This window comes from Paenibacillus sp. SZ31 (genome assembly GCF_012912005.1).
Classification (GTDB): Bacteria; Bacillota; Bacilli; order Paenibacillales; family Paenibacillaceae; genus Paenibacillus.
In genome coordinates this window covers 113,608-134,019 of record NZ_JABBEA010000015.1, presented here as the reverse complement: position 1 = coordinate 134,019, position 20,412 = coordinate 113,608, and the positions used below count along the sequence as shown (strand labels likewise).

Below are 20,412 nucleotides of genomic sequence, written 5' to 3'. Positions count from 1 at the left end.
CTCAAAAGTAATCTCCGTTCGGCAGTACTTTCGCTTGGGCATTATTCAGGAGCCCTGCCCATGCTGCCAATGTAGGCTGCTCTGCCAGATCGACAAAGGTAACCTCTGCTCCTTCCGCGCGAAAACGTTCAGCCAGACTCATCATGCGAATCGAATCCATTCCCCAGTTCTGAATTAGATCATCATGCTCCCCAATTGAATCGGGCTGCTCCTGTAACAGATCGGCAATCTGAGCCCGTAATGCTGCCAGCCTTGCTTGATCAACGCCTTCTCGTCCTTCTGCGACATTCTCAATCTCCGCGGTGGATACTGATTGCTGCTGCGCCTCGGATGTTGCTGCAACTTCAGTTCTGGCTGCGGCTGACGCATTCAGCAACGCAATCGAACGTGCGGTCGTTAGTGTTACCGCACACCGTTCTGCCGCGTAGGTCAGCGCCATGCGATGTTTTTCCTCCGAAAAATCAGCAACCGCATCGGCAACCAGAAACGCCTGAATGTCTCGCATAAATGCCTCACTTGACGTCATCAGACATCCGATATGCGCATATATGCCGCAGACAATCAATTGATCCCGGCCCTGCCGCTCCATGAGTTCAAGCAGTTTCGTCTTCTGGAAGGCGCTGTAGCGCCATTTGGTCATGAAGGTGTCCTGTGGAGCGGGTGCGAGTGATTCAACAATTTCTTTTTGCACAGGCCCGCCATCGATCCCTGCACCCCAGAAGTCCAGCTGTAATCCGCGCTGCTCCGGTGTCTGTCCACCCGGTTGTGCCGAGTAGACCACGGGAATCCCGAGCTCATGACACGTTGAACGAAGTTGTGCAATATGATCAATTAGTTCGACCACTGGGGATGCTCCCGCCGTAAATGCATTCATAAAATAGTTCTGCATATCGTGGATCAAGAGTACTGCACGCTTCGCATCCGGTGTCCAGGCTACCTTGTTGACCGGAAGCTCCGACGCTACAGGCATTGCATATGGTTGAATCACTGGAAGTGCCATGAATATCCCTCTTTTCGCTATATTTATCAGATCATGTTCAGCCATATCAGTTGAACTAAAGAATGTTTACACTTGCCACTCCGATGACAGAATAACCTTCCGATCGCTGTTATCCCCAGATTTTTTGATTCAATTTTACAAAGGTGAAAATCCGGTGATAGCGTATGCTTCCGATGTAGCTTTCTTGCAGAAAGCTTTTGGGCGAACGCTTCGCTTCTTCAGGTTATTTCTGCCCTCTACGTTCTTGTGTAAATGGTTAGTTCAACTGATAAAATGTAACGTTATCTGTTAGTAATTCTTATTTAGATACAGGTTGCTCGATGGTCAACATTTCCCGTAATGCTTTTTTGCTGACCTTGCCCACTTGTGTCTTCGGAAAAGCATCCACCAACTCAATCCGGTCCGGGATTTTATAACTGGCCAGGCCCCGATTGCGTAGAAAAGACTTGATCTCGGCCACCGCCAGAGCTTCACCGCTTGGCACGATAAAGGCGCAAGAGCGCTCGCCCAGATACTCATCGGGCATGGAGACCAAGGCTACATCATGCACACCAGGATGGGCCAGCAGATGATTTTCCACTTCCTCGGCAGCTACTTTATCCCCGCCACGGTTAATCTGATCCTTCGCCCGCCCCTCGACAACGAGATATCCGTCAGCTGTCAGACTTGCAATATCGCCTGTGCGATAGAAACCGTCGGTAGTAAACGATCTGGCGTTATGCTCCTCGGCTTTGTAATAACCACGAATGGTATAGGGCCCGCGTGTCAGCAGGTGTCCGGCTTGTCCCTGCTCCACCTCAACGTCTTCGTCATCCACAATCCGCACCTCGTCATAGGGAGACATCGGTTTCCCTTGTGTATGGGTAATGACATGCTCCGAATCGTCAAGACGTGTGTAGTTCACCAGCCCTTCGGCCATGCCAAAAACCTGCTGTAATGTACAGCCAAGAACTGGTTTGACGCGTGCCGCCACCTCTGCACTGAATTTGGCTCCTCCCACTTGAAACACCTGGAGCGACGGAAGCTTGGTTCCTCGGGCGGCTGCTGCATTGAGCCAGACAAGAGCCAGCGGCGGCACCAAAGCCGTGATCGTTACCTGATGGCGCATAATCAGCGGAAAGGCTTCATCCGGGCTCGATCCTCGTGACAACACAATCGTTCCACCTGCGTACAACGTGCCCAGAATGCCAGGTGAGCTCATTGGATAGTTATGTGCTACAGGTAGTGCAGCCAGATAGACGCTTTCGGGACTGAGACCACACACCTCAACGCTTCTTCGTAAGCTGTAGATGTAGTCATCATGGGTACGTGGGATCATCTTGGACAACCCGGTGCTTCCACCCGACAACTGTAGAAAAGCAACATCTGAAGACGTCGGTTCACCCGGCAGTGTGATAGGCTCTGCATAGACATCTTCCAAAGCTGTAAACGGCCCGGCCTCTCCCGCCACGAAAATATGCCGAAGTCCCGGAACCTCTGCCTGTACCTCCTCTGCCAACGTGCGATAATCAAATCCTCCATCCTGATCCGGAATCAGGTATGCTACGGCCTCAGAGAAACGAGCGAAATATGTGATTTCGCTCTTTCGATGCAAAGGAAGAGCGAATACAGGCAACGCACCAATGCGGAATAAAGCAAAACAGGCTTCAATAAACGCTGTAATATTGGGCAGCTGAATAATAACCCGGTCATGCTGCCGTATGCCTTTGGCATATAAACCGGAAGCCAATCGATCCACCCGTTCATCCAGTTCTGCATAAGTGAATTGGTCTTCACCACTAATAACGGCTACTCGATTGCCATATAGACCAGCACGCTGGCGAAGCATCTCTCCAAACGTAATCCCTTCCCAGCAACCCTCCTGCCGATAACGCTCTGCAACTTCCTCAGGCCAAGCCTGATATCCTGACAGCATTGCTCATTCCTCCTTCCGACTGGACACAGTCGAATCCAAACCCATCGCGAGCAGCATCGTTCTGAACTTGGCAGCAGTCTCTGCCAGCTCAGCTTCTGCCGTAGAACCTGCTACAATGCCCGCTCCAGCGAACAATTTTACAGCTGTGCCTTCCACTTCAGCACATCGGATCGTTACGGCCCACTCGCCGTCGCCCTCACTGTCGCACCAGCCCACCATTCCCGTAAATAATCCCCGGTCGAACGGCTCCTGTTGCTTAATCGCTGCCCGCGCAGCCTGTACAGGCGTTCCACAGATGGCGGGTGTGGGATGAAGAGCCAAAGCCAGCTCCAGTGACGTTGTGGCCGCGTCCGCCAGCTCTCCGTGGATTTCAGTGGATAAATGCCACATTGTGCGCGTCTGAATCAGCGAAGGTTCTGCTGGAACGGATAGTTGGCGGCATAATGGGCGCAGTGCCTCCGCAACTGCCTCAATGACTACGGCATGTTCATGCCGATCCTTGGCTGAAGCCAGCAGTGCCTCTGCACGGCGGCGATCTTCCGCTGGATCTTCACTCCGGGCAGCAGAGCCTGCCAGTGGGTTGGCACGTACTTTCAATCCTTTGCGGGTAACTAATAGTTCTGGACTTGCACCGATGAAGGTGCGACTCGTTTGGTTTCCAATTTGTTCGTCTACTTTTGAATGTTTTTTCTTCGTTGTTAGAGTACTTTTTGACTGAGTTATGCTCTTCATTGGTACAGCGAATGTATATCCATGTGTGTTGTCTCTGAACAGATTACGCAGTAATTGATGCGTGTCCACGATGGTCTGTGAAGTCACCTCAAGTGTACGGGATAACACGACTTTGTGAAGATCACCCTGGTTCAGGTCAACCAATACGTTGTCTACACTTTGCTCATACACTGTGCCCGTAGGTGCCTCAACGACCTCACAACCTACGGCTGCTGGCAGCTTCTGAATTAATGCTCGTGTTTCCGAGGGTAACGGTTCAGCCCACTGCACCGTCTCTGGTACATATATCTCAGCAGCAGCGTCTAGCGGATCAAACGGAATGGCGCCAACCACCATCGGGTTCGATTGACCAGCTTGTTTGGCCTTGTCCATAAGCTGTTGAATACCATGTATGAAAAGATGTATCTCTTCCTTATGTTTATGTTCAATAACATCAGCAGAATCGCTGGGATCTGATACAATTGCGTGCTCCGCATGTAGCGGAGACCAACGAATCCGTTCTCCTTGCGCGAGCAAGGTATGTTGCGGTGAAGACCAGAAAAAGGACGTCCCCTCCCGATATTGCTCCAGAAGGTGTATGGCGGAAATTGCAGTAACCGTACCCGCTTTTGACATGATTCATCATCTCCTTATCTCTTGATTCAGGCACCAAGCGTGGCGCCTCCATCCACACACAGATCATGCATCGTTATATGTCTGGCTTGATCCGATACCAGGTAGACCACCGCATCCGCGATATCCTCTGGCAATGCCATCCTGTTCAGCGGTATGCCCAGGCGAAAGGTTTGCGGTGATCCTGCAATGACTGCCTCTCCACCATGCTCATCCTGCCACATAGCCCGCTGCATTGGCGTATCCGTTGAGCCTGGAGAGACAATATTGCACCGAATGTGCTGATCAGCGTATTCCAGGGCCAGACATTTGGTGAAGATGGTTGAGGCGGCTTTGGAAGCCGCATAGGCAGACATGTGCATTCGCGGAACACCGGCAGCATTCGAACCAACGGTAACTACCGCACCCGTTTGGCGTTCAGCCATATTTCTTACTACCGCACGTGACATGTAAAATACACCGTGTGTATTCACGTCAAACGTCCTCGTCCATTCTTCATCTGTCAGCTCTTTAACTGCCCCTGTGTGCAGTACACCCGCGGCATTCACCAGAATGCCAACGGGACCCACGGTCTCTTCGATCCGTTGAACGGTATCCTCAACGGCTTGACGATCCGATATATCAGCAACGTGGGCTGTTGCCTGATGGCCCTGACTGCACAGATCGGTGACCAGTTGATTCAACGCATCTTCCTGTCGATCCACCAGAGCAACGATAGCGCCATTCTGTGCAAGCAATCTCGCCACCGCTTCACCGATCCCTTGCGCAGCACCGGTGACCACGGCCACTTTTCCAGCTATTCCTGTGTAGCTCACCTCGTGTACCTCCCTTACTGCCTTATAGCTGTGTTCTCCCCTGTTGGAGCGATGTGTTGGCTTGGTTCTATCCAGTTGAGTGTGATCATCCGTAAACTCGAAACATAGCTGTCCCTCTGCTCCTGCCGCTCGCTGATCCCTGATTCATATGACTCTCGTCTGCAAACACGTCCCTCATTCCAACCCTCTATGACTCCGGACTAAAGGCAAAACGCATCGTGCGACTGATCAGAAAAGGCAATACCGAGACATGGTTCTCTTCCTCGAACTCAGTGTAGACGATATCTACCCCCGGCTGCTTCAATGCGGATAAGCGCTCCGTCAGACTTGATGCTTTATCATTGTTGCGGGCCGGGTGGGTTTTCTCCTGTTCTCCCATACCAATCCACACCTTCACGTTCACCGGATGCTGCTCCAGCCTTGCGACGAATTCCTGTTCCTCCGCCTGCATCACCTTCTGGTTCCAGTGCAATGAGGGACTTCCCGCAATGTAATATCGAAAAGCCTCTGGCTTCGTGAACAACGCATGGATCACGAACAACCCACCAAGCGAGTGACCAAATATAGCCTGTCTGTCCCGATCAATCTGAAATTGCTGCTCTATATCGGGCTTCAGTTCTTCTTCAATAAATCGCAAGAACTCATCGGCACCTCCTTGTTCTGGCAAAGGTGTACCGTCGGATTTTGCGGTATATTCCGTTGTGGCCTTTGGAGTAAAGTCATAGTAACGATGAGGGGAAAAGGGGCCCGCGATCAGGTACCCAATGCCTACGACAATGGCCGGGACTGCTCCTGTCTTCTCCGGTCTGCGTCCCTGCACACGAACAGCTTCCACCATCGTGCCGAATACGGAATTGGCATCCAGCAGGTAGATTACCGGGTAACCGGACGGGGGCGGAGGTTCGGCAGGCTTGAATACCATGATCTGATAATCATGATGGCCTGAACGGGACTTCATGGTCCATTGTTCGGCATGTGGAATCTGAACGATACTGCGTGCGATATGCTCAAGGTTGCCAGGAGCGGTTGGGTTGGGCTGAAACGTCATTACGGATGGGTCCTCCTCGTTGTTCTGCTTATATAAGTTGAATACTGAACTACATTCTGTATATGAGATTGATTCTCATTACCAATTATAAAAGAGTCAATCCGGCTGTCCCATGGACGATATCCAGAAATCATTTTGATTATCTCCATATTTCCATATTTATGTCATATAATGTTCACGTTTCTATCGTAAAAAAGCTCCCTCACGTGTGCCGGAAACGCTGGACTAACATCCGGTTCCCGGCACTCCAAAGGGAGCTGCACTATTCCAATTTTTGTGTTAACGCTTTGAGCGTATCATCAATGACATGACCGTATGCGATCAGTCCACCGCCCAGCCACGGAGCTGGCTCGACAGCGTACACATGTCCTGCTTTTACCGCCGGCATACTGTTCCATACGTTGGTTTCCGTCATTTCTTTCATGCTGCCTGGACCTTGTTCCACGGTGAAAATAAAGTCGGCGTCAATCTCGGGTAATACCTCGGTGGATACAATGGCGCTGTTCTCCGACTCGACCAATGCAGGCTTACCTAGTCCCAGTTGTTCATATACGACGTAACCGCTGAAGTAGTTACCACCCATCATACTAATGCCACGCGGGGCAAAACGGATAATGGCTGCTTTTTTGCCTTCGGCTACTTTCGCCAATTCAGCTTTGGCTGACTCAACCTTGGCATGGTAGGTTTCAATGGCTTTTTCGGCTTCAGCCGTTTTGCCCAGAAGATCACCAATGACCTGCAAGGACTTCTCTACATCACCCGAAGCGTTCGTAAATACGTAGGTCGGTGCGATCTTCGAATAACTCTCGTATACCCCATTCTCAGCATATTGGGCCGTATGCAAAATAATAAAATCAGGATTATACGACATCAACGCTTCCGGCGAAGGCAACCCACTGGAGAAATCGAGTGTAGGCACATCACTGAGCTGATCCTGGAGATAGACATGCCCTTTCGTACCACTCGCCCATTGGGCTACCGGCTTCACACCAAGGGTTAACAGGGAATCTTCCAGATATGGTGCAAACACCCGCTCTGTACTGGCTGGAACAATTACATCATGTCCCAAGTCATCTTTTACGGTGCGTTCACCCGTCGTTTCTTCCGCTTGCTCTTCCTGCACAACCGTCTCGGCTGAAGCCGGGGTTGAAGTCTCCGTTGCGGGCTGCTCCTCTTGGGCCGCTCCTGTATTCTCGGATGCTGCACCACAGGCAGACAACAGCCCTGTAATTAACATCAGCAAGATCAGGGCTGAGAGCCGGGCACTGCGGAATTTGCTACCAACGGAACGTTGTCCGATGTTTTTGATATAGTGAAACATGTGTGATATCCCCCTTGATAAACATTCTCATTTAGATACAAGGATTATATGTCACGTCGCCTGGGAATCACCATGGACGTTATCCAGATATATGTTTGGACAATATCCCGTGAAGATTAGTAGAGCTTCATCCAGCATGCGCATCACACCTACAGCCGAATAATCAAACCAAGGGTCACCTGTGATCAGATGGACCTGGTACTGACGAATGGCCTTGAGCTGACGCCATGTAACCGAATGCTGCAAGCTCAGCCAATACGCCCTTGAAGCTGCCTCAGGACATACCATAACGAGAATGCGATCAGGGTTCATTGCAGCGAGTTGCTCCAGCGTTAACGGATTATTGGCACTGAGATCAGAGTAAGTATCCAGTTGCAGCGCTCCATACAACACTTCTTCAATACCCGGATTGCTATAAAGGTAGAGATTCTGACCGTAGATCCTCACGACGATCACTTTCTCCCGGCCCACTTCCCGCTGTACCGATTCCCGCGCCTTCTCTGCACGCTGGTTGTACATGTGTATCCATTGCTCCGCCTGCTCCTCCCGCTCCAGGAATGATCCAATCATGCGTAGCTGTGTTCGCCAATCCGAATGATGTTTGGGGACAAAACAACAAGGTGCAATCTCGGCCAGTTGGGCCTGATCCTGTTCACTAATCTGATCTGTGCCCACGATGGCATCAGGGCGAATATGAACCAACCGTTCCACATTGGCCTCAAACCGCCAGCTCGTGTACGGGTCCGTCAATTTCAGATGGGACTGAATCTCTGTACGATGTGCATTATAATAATACGCCGTCCATTTGGGATCGATGGGTGCAGCTACGGGGATAACATTGAGCGCCAGAAGCTGTCCAATCACACTGGAGGAGCATGTGGCAATCCGTTTTCTGGCGTTTTTCGCATAATCGGAAGGAGATACGCCAACTTCCTTTTTAAATTTACGGCTAAAATAGTACTCATCACTATATCCCACTCTCAGAGCAATATCGCGAAGTTTGTATCTGGATTCCTTCAGGTATCGCTTGGCGCGATTAATGCGCAGATCGGTAAGATACTCCATTGCGCTCTGTCCGTACGTTTTCTTGAATAGATCCACGAAATATTTTGGACTAATCCCCGCTTCCGAGGCGAGGTCTGCAATGGATAGAGGCTGGTCGTAATGTTTGTCCATGTATATTTTAACGTTGGCAAGATCCGTCTTGGGACTGCGGCCGGGAACAGGCTGGTGCGCAGCAATCTGCGAATCATTTTCCAGTAACATGAGGCCACTCCTTTCGATCTGCTTGATCGGCTTGATGTGTAGCTAGAGCTAGAGAGAACTATCCGGCAACTTATATAATATTTAAACGAAAATGATAATCATTATCAATAAAATACCATAACTATTTCCAGACCGTCAATCCAAATATGGTAAAATGTACACACCCGAATCCACACGATACCCTCTACTACTGTTCGCAAAGATGCTTATAGGCTGCCTCCAAATATACTAAAAAAGCCAACGACGTGAGTATCACGCGTTAGCTTTAATGAAGTTCATACTCTGATTATGACGTTATAAGAAGGACTAATCCCGGCTCCGCAATTTTCCAAGCAGACGGATAATCTCAATGTACAGCCATACCAGCGTCACCATCAATCCAAATGCACCGTACCACTCCATATACTTGGGCGCACCACGTTCAGCGCCACCTTCGATGAAGTCGAAATCCAGGACCAGATTGAGGGCAGCCACAATGACGATAACGACCGAAATACCAATGCCGATCAAGCTGTTATCATGCAGATAAGGAATCGAAATGCCGAAGAAACCCAGTACAAAGCTCAACAGATACATAATCATGATGCCGCCAGTTGCAGCAACAACGCCCAACTTGAAGTTCTCCGTAGCTTTGATCAATCTAGTTTTGTATGCCATCAGCAGGGCGATGAATACAGCCATGGTCAACAGGGCCGCCTGCAAGGTAATTCCGTTATACAGGGACTCATATGTTGCAGAAAGTGCTCCCAGAAACAGGCCTTCTGCCACCGCATAGACGGGTACAAGGTAAGGTGCCGCTACAGGTTTGAACGAAATCACAAGTGCCAGAATGAAACCAACGATCAATCCACCATAAGCGAGCGGCATCACTTGTTGTCCGTTAAAGAACATCATCCATGTTGCAAACGCACTGCCCAGCAGGATCACCAGCGTAATAAACGCTTTGTTCACCGTGCCGTTGATCGTCATGTAATTCTGATACCGATCTTCTCCATATCCTTTGTTTTCAAACGTGCTGTCTTTAAGTGTAGGGTTACCGCTACGACCGATCAACACAATCACCTCTTCATATGTATTTGATATATCTGTGATGCTACGTTCTGTGATACTTAGCTGAAACTCTGGCATTTCTACATTTCCAATTCTACAGACTACTCCCTGGCGTTCGTGTTCAAAAAGATCGGGATGGTGCCATGCGAAGTCGGATGCAATCCTGCGATCACATCCTTCTCCACCGGCAACACACTTAGGACATATGTCCCAAAAAATCATGTTCATTGTGTTTTATATGCAATTTATTTGTACAAGACTTTATCTACATTGTATTTCGCACGCATCGTGTTAATGATATAGGTCTCGTAAATTTCGCGATCTACCGGATCTTCAACCAGGCATACTTCAATCTTCGTTACTTCCTCGCGGTGATTCTTGATTGGCGATACAGTGTCTTCAAAATGCTTTTTGATGCGGGGTCTTAATTTTCGTGCTTTCCCGACAAATAACAACTCTCCAGCGGCATTGTAAAACATGAAAATCCCGCCTAGTTCCCGGGTAATCAGGTGAAAATCAGTAAATCCATAAATGTGGCTAAGCTGTGGATCAGCCTGCTTCGTGATGGTTACATCCGGTGTTGGCACGGTAATATTAATCAATAGGCTCACTTCCTCATTATCTATAGGTCTACATCCTATCACATATTATAAACGGACACCATTTCATTCTATATGAAGTACAATTCACGCAATTTTCGCTATTACGACAAATATTTCAAAAAAAAGGTTAACTTCCCTGATTCAAAGTGGTACTATAGGGGTATGAGGAAGAAATTGGGCACTAAGACATATGTCTTTATATCTACCTTCGTCTATTGTACCCTATGATTGATCATCTTTTTCATACTGATTTTTGTTACGTGATCACGACAAGAGTACAGTTAGCAACAACCTTAGCTTATAGATTGTGGATTCATCCTCTATTCGACCTTGCAGCAAGCAAACGTAGAAAGACCTAGATTCATGATATCACTGTAGATTTTAAGTATCACCTAGAAAGCCTGCAATTATAGCCGTACAGAAGTTAAATAGACACATGTAGAAGGTCAGATAGCTATCGATCCTAGAGAGATAAGTCATGCAATGCAACTGTAGAAAGTCATAGCAGCAGAACTATAGAAAATGGATCAAGTTTAACCACGGGTCCTGGCATAATGCCAGGGCTTTTTTGCGTTTGCGCGAACCACCAACCACTCCCGCAGGGAAACAGAGGTATCGTGGTTCTTTCTGCTGGGTTTATAATATGGCAAGATACCAGTAGAGGGAGTGATGGGATGTATTCCGATCTGCAACTGACGGAGGACCGCCCTGTATATATACAAGTCAAAGATTATATGAAGCGATTGATGCTCAAAGGTGGTCTGCAAGCCAAACAAAAACTGCCCTCGACACGTGAACTCAGTACACTAATGAAGGTTAGTCGAAGTACGGTCCTGCTCGCTTATGCCGAGCTTGAAGATGAAGGCCTGATCTATGCAGTCAAAGGCAAAGGCAATTACGTCAGTGCCTCCATCGAAACCCCTGAGGCAACAGCAAGCTGGGAACTGGACTGGACAACGGAGGTAAGCGAGTATGCGATTCAGGCAGAGCAGTACGATCTGATGAAGCATGGCTCCGGAGCAGAGCGTGGCGAGATATCTTTTACCAGCATAGCGCCAGATGAGAAGCTGTTCGATCTGCACAACGTGAAACGGGCTTTTCTGGATCGCATGTCACTTGAAGGCGAAGTACTGCTGAATTACGGATATGCGCAAGGATACAGACCGCTGATGAACTATTTACTACGATATATGGAGAACAAAGGCGTCGACCTCCGTGGCAAGGACATTCTGATCACCAACGGATTCACAGAAGGCTTCGATCTCGTGCTTGGAGCGTTACGCAAAAAAAGCGGTAACGCGCTCTGCGAGAATCCAACGCACCACACGGCGATCAAGAATCTAAAGTTGCATCAGTTTCACCTGACCGGTGTGAATATGGAGCCAGATGGCCTGGACTTGAAGCAACTGGAACATGAGCTTGAGGCGAGTGCATATGATCTGGCCTACCTTGTGCCTTCTTATCACAATCCAACCGGGATTGTGACGTCACCTGCGAAACGGGCGGAGATTATCCGGTTGATGAACCAGTACCAGGTACCGATCATTGAAGACGGGTTCAACGAAGAATTGCGCTATTCCGGTTCGCACGTATCTCCCCTGATTGCCAGTATGGGTAAAGGGAACGGACTGGTGTATCTGGGCAGCTTCTCCAAAGTGCTGTTCCCAGGACTGCGGGTCGGTTGGGTTATTGCGGATGCGGCACTAATCGATTATCTGGAGAGTATGAAACGGGCACGCAGCATCCACACATCAACGCTGGATCAATCGTTATTGTATCAATATCTGAGTAACGGCAATTTCGAGAAATACTTGAAGCGAGCCCGCACGGAATATAAGCGAAAGTATGAATTGGTTGTGCGCTGCCTGAAGCAGCATCTGCCGATGTGCCGGATCTCCGGTGAGGGCGGTCTGCACCTATTCGTGCAGTTCCCGTCTGAATACAGGACTCGTGAACTGCTAGCGGCTTGTAAGGTGAAAGGTGTAACGTTCACACCTGGGGATACCTTTTATCTGGAACCCGGTCAGGGAGTAAACACGATGCGTCTGGGTTTCTCCAGAGTCAGCGATGAGCATATACGCAAGGGCATTCGGATCATTGGCGAGACAGCAGCTCAAATGAGATAAGGAGGATTTCACATGAAGGTTGGCGTGATTATGGGCGGTACATCTTCAGAGCGGGATATTTCTCTGCTCACCGGACAGGAGATGATAGCGAATCTGAATAGAGACAAATACGAGGTTGTGCCCATTGAGCTGAATACCAAGCGGGATCTGATCGACAAGTCAGCGGGGATCGATGTGGCACTGCTTGCCCTGCATGGCAAATACGGCGAAGATGGCACCGTTCAGGGTACACTGGAATCCCTGGGCATTCCCTACACAGGCTGTGGCGTGCTTGCAAGCAGTGTATGCATGGATAAAGACATGTCCAAACAGCTCATGCAGCATGCAGGTGTGCTTACCGGAGAGTGGCTACGAGTGAGTCATATGGAGGAACTGTCCTCTATTGCTGTTCAACAATTAACGTACCCTGTGGTGGTCAAACCCAATTCAGGCGGTTCCAGCATCGGCACCCAAGTCGTGAAGGAGGCTACCGCCCTACCCGCTGCTGTGGAGGCTGCCCTCGCCTTGGATGATAAGATCATGATTGAACAGTATATCGAAGGTGAAGAGATCACTTGTGCCATTCTGGATGGAAAGATGCTACCGGTGATCTCCATTCGTTCGAACGCTGAGTTTTTCGATTATTCTTCCAAATACGATGACCACGGAGCCGATGAGGAGGTTGTGCAATTGCCAGTGGACCTTCACCATCGCGTGGAAGCTGCGGCATTGGCCTGCTATCAGGTGCTTAAATGCAGCGTCTACGCGCGCGTGGATATGATGATTCGTGAAGGCATGCCTTATGTGCTTGAAGTGAACACGCTGCCGGGACTTACCCGTAACAGTCTGCTGCCCAAAAGTGCAGCTGCTGCAGGCATTTCTTTTGCAGAGCTACTGGATACCATTATTGAACTTTCGTTGAAGGAAAGACCCAAGGAGGATACAACATTATGAGCCTGGATGTGACGATTCGACATAGCTCCACTACCGATCTGCAAGATATGGTCATTCTGATGGATCAACTCGGTTACCCAACCACATACGCGGAGATGGAGGAGCGCTATGCCCATATCTCTGCGGACCCAAACTTCACTACACTGGTGGCTGAAGCACGCGGACGCGTAGTTGGACTGATCGGATTACAGACGTCTTATCTGTATGAAAAGAACGGAAGACACTGCCGTATCATGGCATTGGTTGTGCATGACCAGTTCAGGGGCTCAGGCATCGGCCGTCAGCTTATTCTGGAAGCCGAGCAATGGGCCGCCACGCATGACGTGGACTCCCTTTCTCTGAACAGTGGCAATCGCCCGGAACGTGAAGCCGCACATGAATTCTACCGCCAGATGGGCTTTACGGCCGGGAGTACCGGGTTTAGCAAAAAGCCTCAGATTCTACAGCACACTTAACCTGCGGATAAGTTATCCTGAATCCTGAATATCACACCAAAAAGAACGCCCCACTCAGCACATTGGCCAGTTAAGGGCGTTCTTCAGTATATATTTATGCTGCATCGATATGCTGTTTGATGATTATGGGATCAATATTTAGCTGACTGCGCACCATCAATCGGAATAATGGCTCCATTGATAAAGGGGGCTTCGCCAGAAAGCAAGAAGGCAACCAGGCGGCCTACTTCCTTTGGTTCACCCAAGCGCTTCGCCGGGTTATCTTTCACGAACTCTTTGGATGCTGATTCCCAATCATTCGGATTGATCTGTTTGAACGAACCGATAACCATGTCTGTCAGAATGGCTCCGGGTGCAATTGCATTCACACTGATCCCGTGCTCGGCGTATTCAATCGCCGCATCTTTGGTCATGCCGGCTACGGCATGTTTGCTCGCTCCGTAGGCAACCAGGTTCGGCACGGCGCGAATCCCACCAACAGAGGACGCATTCACGATGTAGCCTTCGCCCTGTTTTTTCATCACAGGCAGAACGTGCTTTAACCCGTAAAATACACCCTTCAGGTTGATGTCGATGACTTTATTGAACATCTCCGTCTCGTAGTTCTCGATCAGATTTTGCTTGCCTTCAATGCCTGCATTGTTGAAAAATGCATCGATACGCCCAAATTCATTGACCGTATCACTAACATACTTCTTCACAGCTTCTTCGTCCGATACGTCACCTTTGATTAACAGAAACTCGGCATGCTGTACCTCTTCCGAGATCACACGCTTGGTCTCTTCCAGCGCCTTCATGTTCACGTCCACCAGGGCAAGCTTGGCCCCTTCACGTGCAACTTCCACAGCTGCCGACCGGCCGAGACCGGAGCCACCGCCTGTAATCAGGACCACTTTACCTGCAAATCGTTCAGTCATAATCCATAGACCTCCCTATGCTTGTTTTTGACATCCTCCATACTAAGTACCCGTTTCTTCATTTGCTCTATCAGACGGGGATCTGTTACCACCAGCATCTCAACCAGATTAGTATGCTTCTATATTCGTCCTGCCATTCGTGTGACCTGGGATGACACAACAAAGAGGAGCACCTCCAATAGAGGCACTCCCCATGCATTTCGTTATTTTTAAGTCATAAGAACTTAAGGACGGTCAATGTAAATCCAGCCTGTTTCTTGTTCTTTATCTACAGTAGCCCCAAGGGATTCAGCCACAAAGCGCAGCGGTACATACGTTTTGCCGTCCTTGCCTACATAGGCGGATTCCACCATAGTTACTTCTTTACCAGCAACGGTTGCCTTCTTGGAACCTACGGTCAGGACAATCTCATCACCAGTAATGTCGTCAATGACAACGATTTGGTTCGAGCCTTTGGTCCATTTCACTTCAGCATCCAATTCTTCAGACACGTAGCGAAGCGGAACAAATGTTGTATTCTTAACGGTGATCGCCCCGGCGTATTCATCATCCTGGAAGAGCACTACACTTTTACTCGTGATTCCAGCTTCATCTTTCAGCAATTGGTATGCCAGTGAATTGGAATCAAAATTGCGCAGCATCTGTCCAGGCGTAATATCATCCTTCATCAGATCCATAACGCCGCCGGATACATCCACTTCATCGACTGCAACCGTACCACCAATATTCCACTGTTCACTGTCTCCGCTTACGGTTACGGATTTCAACGGTAGTTCGTCGGAAGCAGGTATTGCCACTTTAAGCTCAAAGTTCTGTTTGCGGATATCCAGCTTGCTGTCGAGATAGAAGTCCAATTTCAGTTTGGTTTCTGTGCCAAACAGCGTTTTCAAATCAGGGTCCTCATTCAACAGGTTGTTCAGCTCCTGATCATAATTGACCAGCATACTGTCCAGTCCCACTTTGATCATGGCATATAGTGAAGCCACAGCCTCATCTTTCGATTCAGGAACGATGGAATTCAGCGTTTCGTCTCCCCCACCTTCAACCTCATTCACGGCTTCAAGTACAGGGTAGAACACATCGTACAGATCTCCAATCAGATCTTTCAGTCCTTGCTCATCCTTCGAAATACTTGTCAGGAACGGTTTAACCATGGCAAGCATCTCTTCACCACTCACTTCCAGATGCAGCTTGGAGAGGCTAAGCGCTTCGCCATTCACAGATTCCTGTACCGGAGTCACGGAAATATTCTTCGGATTGGATAGGTGCTTCAGGACAAAAGAGAACAGTTTCGGGGAAAGCTCCTCGAGTTGCTTCTCCAGGGCCTTCGTATCTACCATCGGAAGCGCTTGTGCATCTTGGAACGCATCCAGAGATATGTACAGCGGTTTCTGGGCTCCGTCCAGATCAATGACCAATTGGGACTCATTCATGGACAGGTGGAAAGGTAGCTTCGTTCCCTCCATGCTGAATGTACCTTTGATCGATGCTGTCTTCGCATCTTTCATTTTGGCTTGATCAATATCCAAGGATATGGAATTAATAAGTTCAATCATTTCAAGGTCTTTCTCTGTAGCCAAATCCGTAGCCGGTTCTATGTTTATATTCATGGATTGTCTGGATTCACCGGACTTGATACTCGCGCCATTAGCCATGGCTTTGCCAACATCTACTCCACCCACAGCCTGACATCCTGTAAGAATAACCATTAATAGTACTAGTGGCACTGCCATCCATTGGACTAACTTTCGATTCGTAATATGATCTCCTCCTTAGAAAAATATGGTTCATTCCCATTATGAAGGTACAGGTAATTCTTGTAAACGGATACGCAAAAAAATAAACCAAAAGGCCGGAACATGTCCGACCTCTGGTCTATCTATATTTCAGCATATCATAAGTTTCGATAAAACATCCTGCTTCATTATGCAACGCTAGAAGTTATTCTTGCTCTTGATCTTCTGCAGATTTCTCATCAGATTCTTCATCTTCCGCAGTTACGGGAGTCTCGAATTGATCCGGCTCGTCCTCTTGAATCGCTTTGTTCTCTTCGTTCTGATCCTGTGTCATATCGCATTCCCTCTCTTCTACCGGGTTGTCATGTCATCAAGGCCTGAGCCTTGTGTCTATCAATAACCCGAATAGGCACAGTTCAAACCTGTCTCAGCGGCGGCCCACCATTTTCCATCATTATTTCAGTACTCACTTAGAAAACATAAAAGACGATCCCGTTTCCACTTTCAGCCGTTGCCTGAAACAAGGCCTGGATATGATCCACGGTCTGAACGATCTCCTGAAATGTCTCTTCTGCATCCCAATCTTCCATGACTGGATAGACGCCTTCAGCGATCATCTGGTCCAAACTATACCGCTGCTTTAATTCCTCCGGTGTGAGCTGTTCCAGTGCCATGTAGGCCTCCAGCACCTGCTCGTTACTAAGCAAGAACAGATCCATGTCCGAATAGTTTCCCACGTACTGCTCACCTGCGAGCGGCACCACATAACCGAGAGGCGGCTCCCCCTGTACAAGATTACCGTTCAACGTAAATTGAAGCATCTGCCACGTTTTATCAATATCCAGATCCACTGCACAATCATGCAAACTAACCTCGCCTGACTTGATGGATTCCATGAGCTCCTTCGTGACCACAAGATATCTGCCGGACATTCCCATACGGTATCCCTCCTGTGTAATTCGTTCTATTGTTCCCCATTAACCGTGCATGTTGGATCAGAATCGGGGTAATCCCTATCAAGGAGGGTGTATACATGAAAAAATTTGATTACAGTCTCAATTATGACGAGTTGGATCTGCGCAAACATCCTGAGCTGTACACCGTAGGCCGGGGCGAGCAGGGTGTTCTGATGGTAGAGCCGTACAAAGGCGAGATTCTGCCACACTGGCGGTTTAAAACACCCGAGATTGCGACAGAGTCATCGGAGAAGATCTATGAACTATTTTTGGAATATAAGAAAAAGGGAGATTTCGTGGGTATGGATATGGCTCGCAAATTTCTCCAGATGGGCTATACACGGGCCAGACGGTATACGAATCACAAAGGAGGACGCAAATATTCGAAGGAGGATGGCTCAATCTTGCCCTATCAGAATGATAAGGTGAAGGCAGCAGCCGCGGCTATATTCAAAGCGCAATGGGAGATTGCGAAGACCGATCCAGACTATGTGAAGATGAAGAAAGAGCATCGGGAAAAGTACGAGTCAGAGCAGACGTAGGAATACCGGATATATGATTGACTTATGGAAACATTTGTCTCAGAATCGATCTTGTTACTGTACATTTTCAACCATTATATTGGAGAAGAGAGGCGCATCCGATTATGACAGATTCGTTCATCTACTTAAACACAGGCCAGAATACCAGCATCAACGAATCCGCCCAACTTCAGGTCACCATTCAGTGTACATCATCTCCTTCTCCCTTGGATGTTAGCTGCTTTATGGTGAACGAAGAGGGAAACGTGCCATCCGACGACTATTTTGTTTTCTATAATCAGAAGGCCGATCCGCACCACAGTGTACTTCTGCAACAGGCAGAGGAACTGAAATCCTCTTTTGTACTGGATACGAATCAATTACGGCAGGCTCCTGTAGAAAAATGTGTGTTTACGGCTACTCTGGATGCGGGAGGCACATTCGCCAATGTTCAGGCATGTCAGGCAATTGTACGAGCTGGTTCCCAGCAGATTACCTACGAGATCACGCAGGTCACTGCGGAAACAGCGCTTATTTTCATTGAAATCTATAAGTATCGTGACGGATTCAAAGTTCGTGCGATTGGACGAGGTTTCTTTGGTGGGTTGCAGCCGCTGGCAGAGTCATTTGGTGTTGAGATCGAGAGTAACGACACCTCGGAAGCTGAACAGGTCCTTCTCACCGCACAAGCTGAAGTAGCAGCGTCCTCTCCAGAAGTCTTGGTACCTGTTGCTGCACCAAATACGAATCATCCTCCGCTTAACCTGACCAAGATCGATCTCCTCAAGCGTAAAGTAACCCTGTCTCTGCAAAAGAAAAAGATCGAACCTATACAGGCACGTGTTGCCGTTGTATTTGATGCATCAGGCTCCATGTACCATTTGTATCGCAAAGGCATCGTGCAAGAAGCCTTCGAGCGTATCCTGGCGATTGCATCAGCGTTTGATGATAACGGAGAGCTGGACGTCTGGTTCTTCGCCAAAGACTTCTTGCGTGCACCTAGCGTCACCGCCAGGGATTTCGAGAATTATATTGAACGCACATATACGCTGGGAAGCAAAGGCGGTACCAATAACGAACCTCCTGTGATGCAGGATGTCATTCGCAAATACACGATCGAGGAACCCAATGTGAAGATTCCAACGTATATTATCTTTTTTAGCGATGGTGGAGTCAGTCAAAAAGGGAAGATTATGCGGCTTATTACCGAAAGCTCAACCAAAAACCTGTTCTGGCAATTCGTCGGCCTGGGACAAGCCAATTACGGTATTCTGGAGAATCTTGATGATATGACTGGACGTTTCATCGATAATGCTGACTTTTTTGCACTGGACGACATCTCCAAGATCAGCGATGAAGAATTGTACGATCGTCTACTTACTGAATTTCCAGACTGGATAAAGGAAGCTCGGGCCAAAGGCATTTTGGCCTAAAGCTTTCACACTACCATCACTATTAGGCTTGTACTTTTTCTGGTTCACCACCCTTGGAACGTGGACCGAGCATAATCCCTACGATTCGCAACATGGACTTGCGTGGTATGAGGCGGGTGAACTGCGCTGTCCAGTAATTCCTCGCCCCGGGCACAGCATAAGGTTTGCCTGACGCCAGTGCCCTCATGGCCACGGCCACGACATGCTCAGGTGTATCACGTTTGCCCACGGAGGCTTCATCAGCACCTACGACATCAAAGAACGAAGTCTCAGTTGAACCCGGACATAGCGCTAAGAACTGAACGCCACGCTTCCTATTTTCTTCGTACAATGCCTCTGTAAAAGAAAGTACAAATGCCTTCGTCGCTCCATACACAGCCATATACGGATCAGGTTGAAAGGCAGCCGTCGAAGACACATTAATGACAGCACCATTTTTCTTCTGCAACATGCCTGGCAAGAAAAGATGCGTCATGTTCGTCAAGGCGAGCACGTTCAACATAATCTCCTCCTGCTGCCGGGAGCCATCCAGTTGTTCAAATAATCCATGGGTAGCAAATCCCGCATTGTTGATCAGTATATCGATGTGTATTCCCCGATTCTGACATTCCTCATATACGTTCTGAGGTGCCTCTACCTCGGAAAGATCCGATACGATTACCTCAGCCCTTACTTGATATGTACGTTCTATACGTTCTGCCAATTGATTCAGTTTGGACTCTGTTCTGGCCACCAGCACGATATTTTTACCCTTGGAAGCCATTTCGAGTGCAAAAATTTCCCCAATACCTGAAGAAGCACCTGTAATAAGTACCCATTGATGCTGATCCTTTATCATCTCTCATCCATCCTCTAAGCGTAGTTTGAACACTTGTTTTCATTAGGAAACAACGTTTCTGTATAGAATCATCGTAACCAGATTCTATGGATCTGTCAAATTGTATCTGTTACATTTGAATTTAGATCATGGTACT

The 20,412-nt window shown here is 48.5% G+C and carries 19 protein-coding genes; 5 read left to right on the top strand and 14 right to left on the bottom strand.

Annotated elements, in window-relative coordinates:
* Position 1 precedes the first annotated feature (1 nt).
* The 9 genes from HF638_RS23255 to HF638_RS23215 all read right to left on the bottom strand — a co-directional run bounded on the left by HF638_RS23255 (position 2) and on the right by HF638_RS23215 (position 10,361).
* A complete protein-coding gene (locus HF638_RS23255; protein WP_169482282.1) occupies positions 2 to 1,000 on the bottom strand; it encodes an isochorismatase family protein in 999 nt (332 codons plus the stop codon).
* 298 nt (positions 1,001 to 1,298) lie between these two features.
* Positions 1,299 to 2,915, bottom strand: a complete 1,617-nt coding sequence (locus HF638_RS23250; protein WP_169482281.1) for a (2,3-dihydroxybenzoyl)adenylate synthase — start codon at positions 2,913 to 2,915, stop codon at positions 1,299 to 1,301.
* Between the two features lie 3 nt (positions 2,916 to 2,918).
* On the bottom strand, positions 2,919 to 4,262 hold the full coding sequence (dhbC, locus tag HF638_RS23245) for an isochorismate synthase DhbC (RefSeq protein ID WP_169482280.1): 1,344 nt from the start codon (positions 4,260 to 4,262) through the stop codon (positions 2,919 to 2,921).
* A 26-nt stretch (positions 4,263 to 4,288) separates the two neighbouring features.
* Positions 4,289 to 5,074 (bottom strand): 2,3-dihydro-2,3-dihydroxybenzoate dehydrogenase, encoded by a 786-nt coding sequence (locus tag HF638_RS23240; RefSeq protein WP_169482279.1) that lies wholly within the window; start codon positions 5,072 to 5,074, stop codon positions 4,289 to 4,291.
* Positions 5,075 to 5,261: 187 nt separating this feature from the next.
* On the bottom strand, positions 5,262 to 6,122 hold the full coding sequence (locus HF638_RS23235) for an alpha/beta hydrolase (RefSeq protein WP_169482278.1): 861 nt from the start codon (positions 6,120 to 6,122) through the stop codon (positions 5,262 to 5,264).
* A gap of 262 nt (positions 6,123 to 6,384) precedes the next feature.
* Positions 6,385 to 7,443, bottom strand: coding sequence for an ABC transporter substrate-binding protein (locus HF638_RS23230; protein ID WP_169482277.1), 1,059 nt, complete (start codon positions 7,441 to 7,443; stop codon positions 6,385 to 6,387).
* Between the two features lie 51 nt (positions 7,444 to 7,494).
* Positions 7,495 to 8,709 carry an AraC family transcriptional regulator gene (locus HF638_RS23225; RefSeq protein WP_169482276.1) on the bottom strand — a complete coding sequence of 405 codons (1,215 nt, stop codon included), beginning with the start codon at positions 8,707 to 8,709 and terminating at the stop codon, positions 7,495 to 7,497.
* Positions 8,710 to 9,015: 306 nt separating this feature from the next.
* On the bottom strand, positions 9,016 to 9,762 hold the full coding sequence (locus HF638_RS23220) for a Bax inhibitor-1/YccA family protein (protein ID WP_169482294.1): 747 nt from the start codon (positions 9,760 to 9,762) through the stop codon (positions 9,016 to 9,018).
* A 242-nt stretch (positions 9,763 to 10,004) separates the two neighbouring features.
* Positions 10,005 to 10,361: a nucleotide excision repair endonuclease gene (locus HF638_RS23215; protein WP_036612270.1), complete on the bottom strand. Its 357-nt coding sequence runs from the start codon at positions 10,359 to 10,361 to the stop codon at positions 10,005 to 10,007.
* 674 nt (positions 10,362 to 11,035) lie between these two features.
* On the opposite strand from HF638_RS23215, the gene pdxR reads away from it, so the two are divergent.
* Genes pdxR through HF638_RS23200 form a run of 3 tightly spaced genes read left to right on the top strand, consistent with a single transcriptional unit; the run spans position 11,036 to position 13,875 of the window.
* Positions 11,036 to 12,487 carry a MocR-like pyridoxine biosynthesis transcription factor PdxR gene (gene pdxR / locus HF638_RS23210; RefSeq protein ID WP_169482275.1) on the top strand — a complete coding sequence of 484 codons (1,452 nt, stop codon included), beginning with the start codon at positions 11,036 to 11,038 and terminating at the stop codon, positions 12,485 to 12,487.
* A 12-nt stretch (positions 12,488 to 12,499) separates the two neighbouring features.
* Positions 12,500 to 13,420, top strand: coding sequence for a D-alanine--D-alanine ligase (locus tag HF638_RS23205; protein ID WP_169482274.1), 921 nt, complete (start codon positions 12,500 to 12,502; stop codon positions 13,418 to 13,420).
* Positions 13,417 to 13,875, top strand: coding sequence for a GNAT family N-acetyltransferase (locus tag HF638_RS23200; RefSeq protein ID WP_248278238.1), 459 nt, complete (start codon positions 13,417 to 13,419; stop codon positions 13,873 to 13,875). The genes HF638_RS23205 and HF638_RS23200 overlap by 4 nt, the downstream gene beginning before the upstream one ends.
* 131 nt (positions 13,876 to 14,006) lie before the next feature.
* Here HF638_RS23200 and HF638_RS23195 read toward each other — a convergent pair whose 3' ends face one another.
* From HF638_RS23195 to HF638_RS23185, 4 genes are all read right to left on the bottom strand, one after another.
* On the bottom strand, positions 14,007 to 14,792 hold the full coding sequence (locus HF638_RS23195; RefSeq protein ID WP_169482273.1) for a glucose 1-dehydrogenase: 786 nt from the start codon (positions 14,790 to 14,792) through the stop codon (positions 14,007 to 14,009).
* Positions 14,793 to 15,016: 224 nt separating this feature from the next.
* Complete coding sequence (locus HF638_RS28925) at positions 15,017 to 16,474, bottom strand: stalk domain-containing protein (protein WP_169482272.1); 1,458 nt, start codon at positions 16,472 to 16,474, stop codon at positions 15,017 to 15,019.
* A gap of 259 nt (positions 16,475 to 16,733) precedes the next feature.
* A complete protein-coding gene (locus HF638_RS28830; protein ID WP_282435674.1) occupies positions 16,734 to 16,862 on the bottom strand; it encodes a hypothetical protein in 129 nt (42 codons plus the stop codon).
* Positions 16,863 to 16,998: 136 nt separating this feature from the next.
* Complete coding sequence (locus HF638_RS23185) at positions 16,999 to 17,466, bottom strand: DUF1877 family protein (protein ID WP_169482271.1); 468 nt, start codon at positions 17,464 to 17,466, stop codon at positions 16,999 to 17,001.
* Positions 17,467 to 17,561: 95 nt separating this feature from the next.
* Between HF638_RS23185 and HF638_RS23180 the strand changes: the two genes are divergently transcribed.
* Both HF638_RS23180 and HF638_RS23175 read left to right on the top strand, forming a co-directional pair.
* Positions 17,562 to 18,026, top strand: coding sequence for a DUF4385 domain-containing protein (locus HF638_RS23180; RefSeq protein WP_169482270.1), 465 nt, complete (start codon positions 17,562 to 17,564; stop codon positions 18,024 to 18,026).
* A 104-nt stretch (positions 18,027 to 18,130) separates the two neighbouring features.
* Entirely contained in the window at positions 18,131 to 19,438 is a 1,308-nt protein-coding gene (locus tag HF638_RS23175; RefSeq protein WP_169482269.1) for a VWA domain-containing protein, read from the top strand.
* A gap of 22 nt (positions 19,439 to 19,460) precedes the next feature.
* Here the strand turns inward: HF638_RS23175 and HF638_RS23170 are convergent, their stop codons facing one another.
* Positions 19,461 to 20,276: an SDR family NAD(P)-dependent oxidoreductase gene (locus HF638_RS23170; protein WP_169482268.1), complete on the bottom strand. Its 816-nt coding sequence runs from the start codon at positions 20,274 to 20,276 to the stop codon at positions 19,461 to 19,463.
* Positions 20,277 to 20,412: the final 136 nt, after the last annotated feature.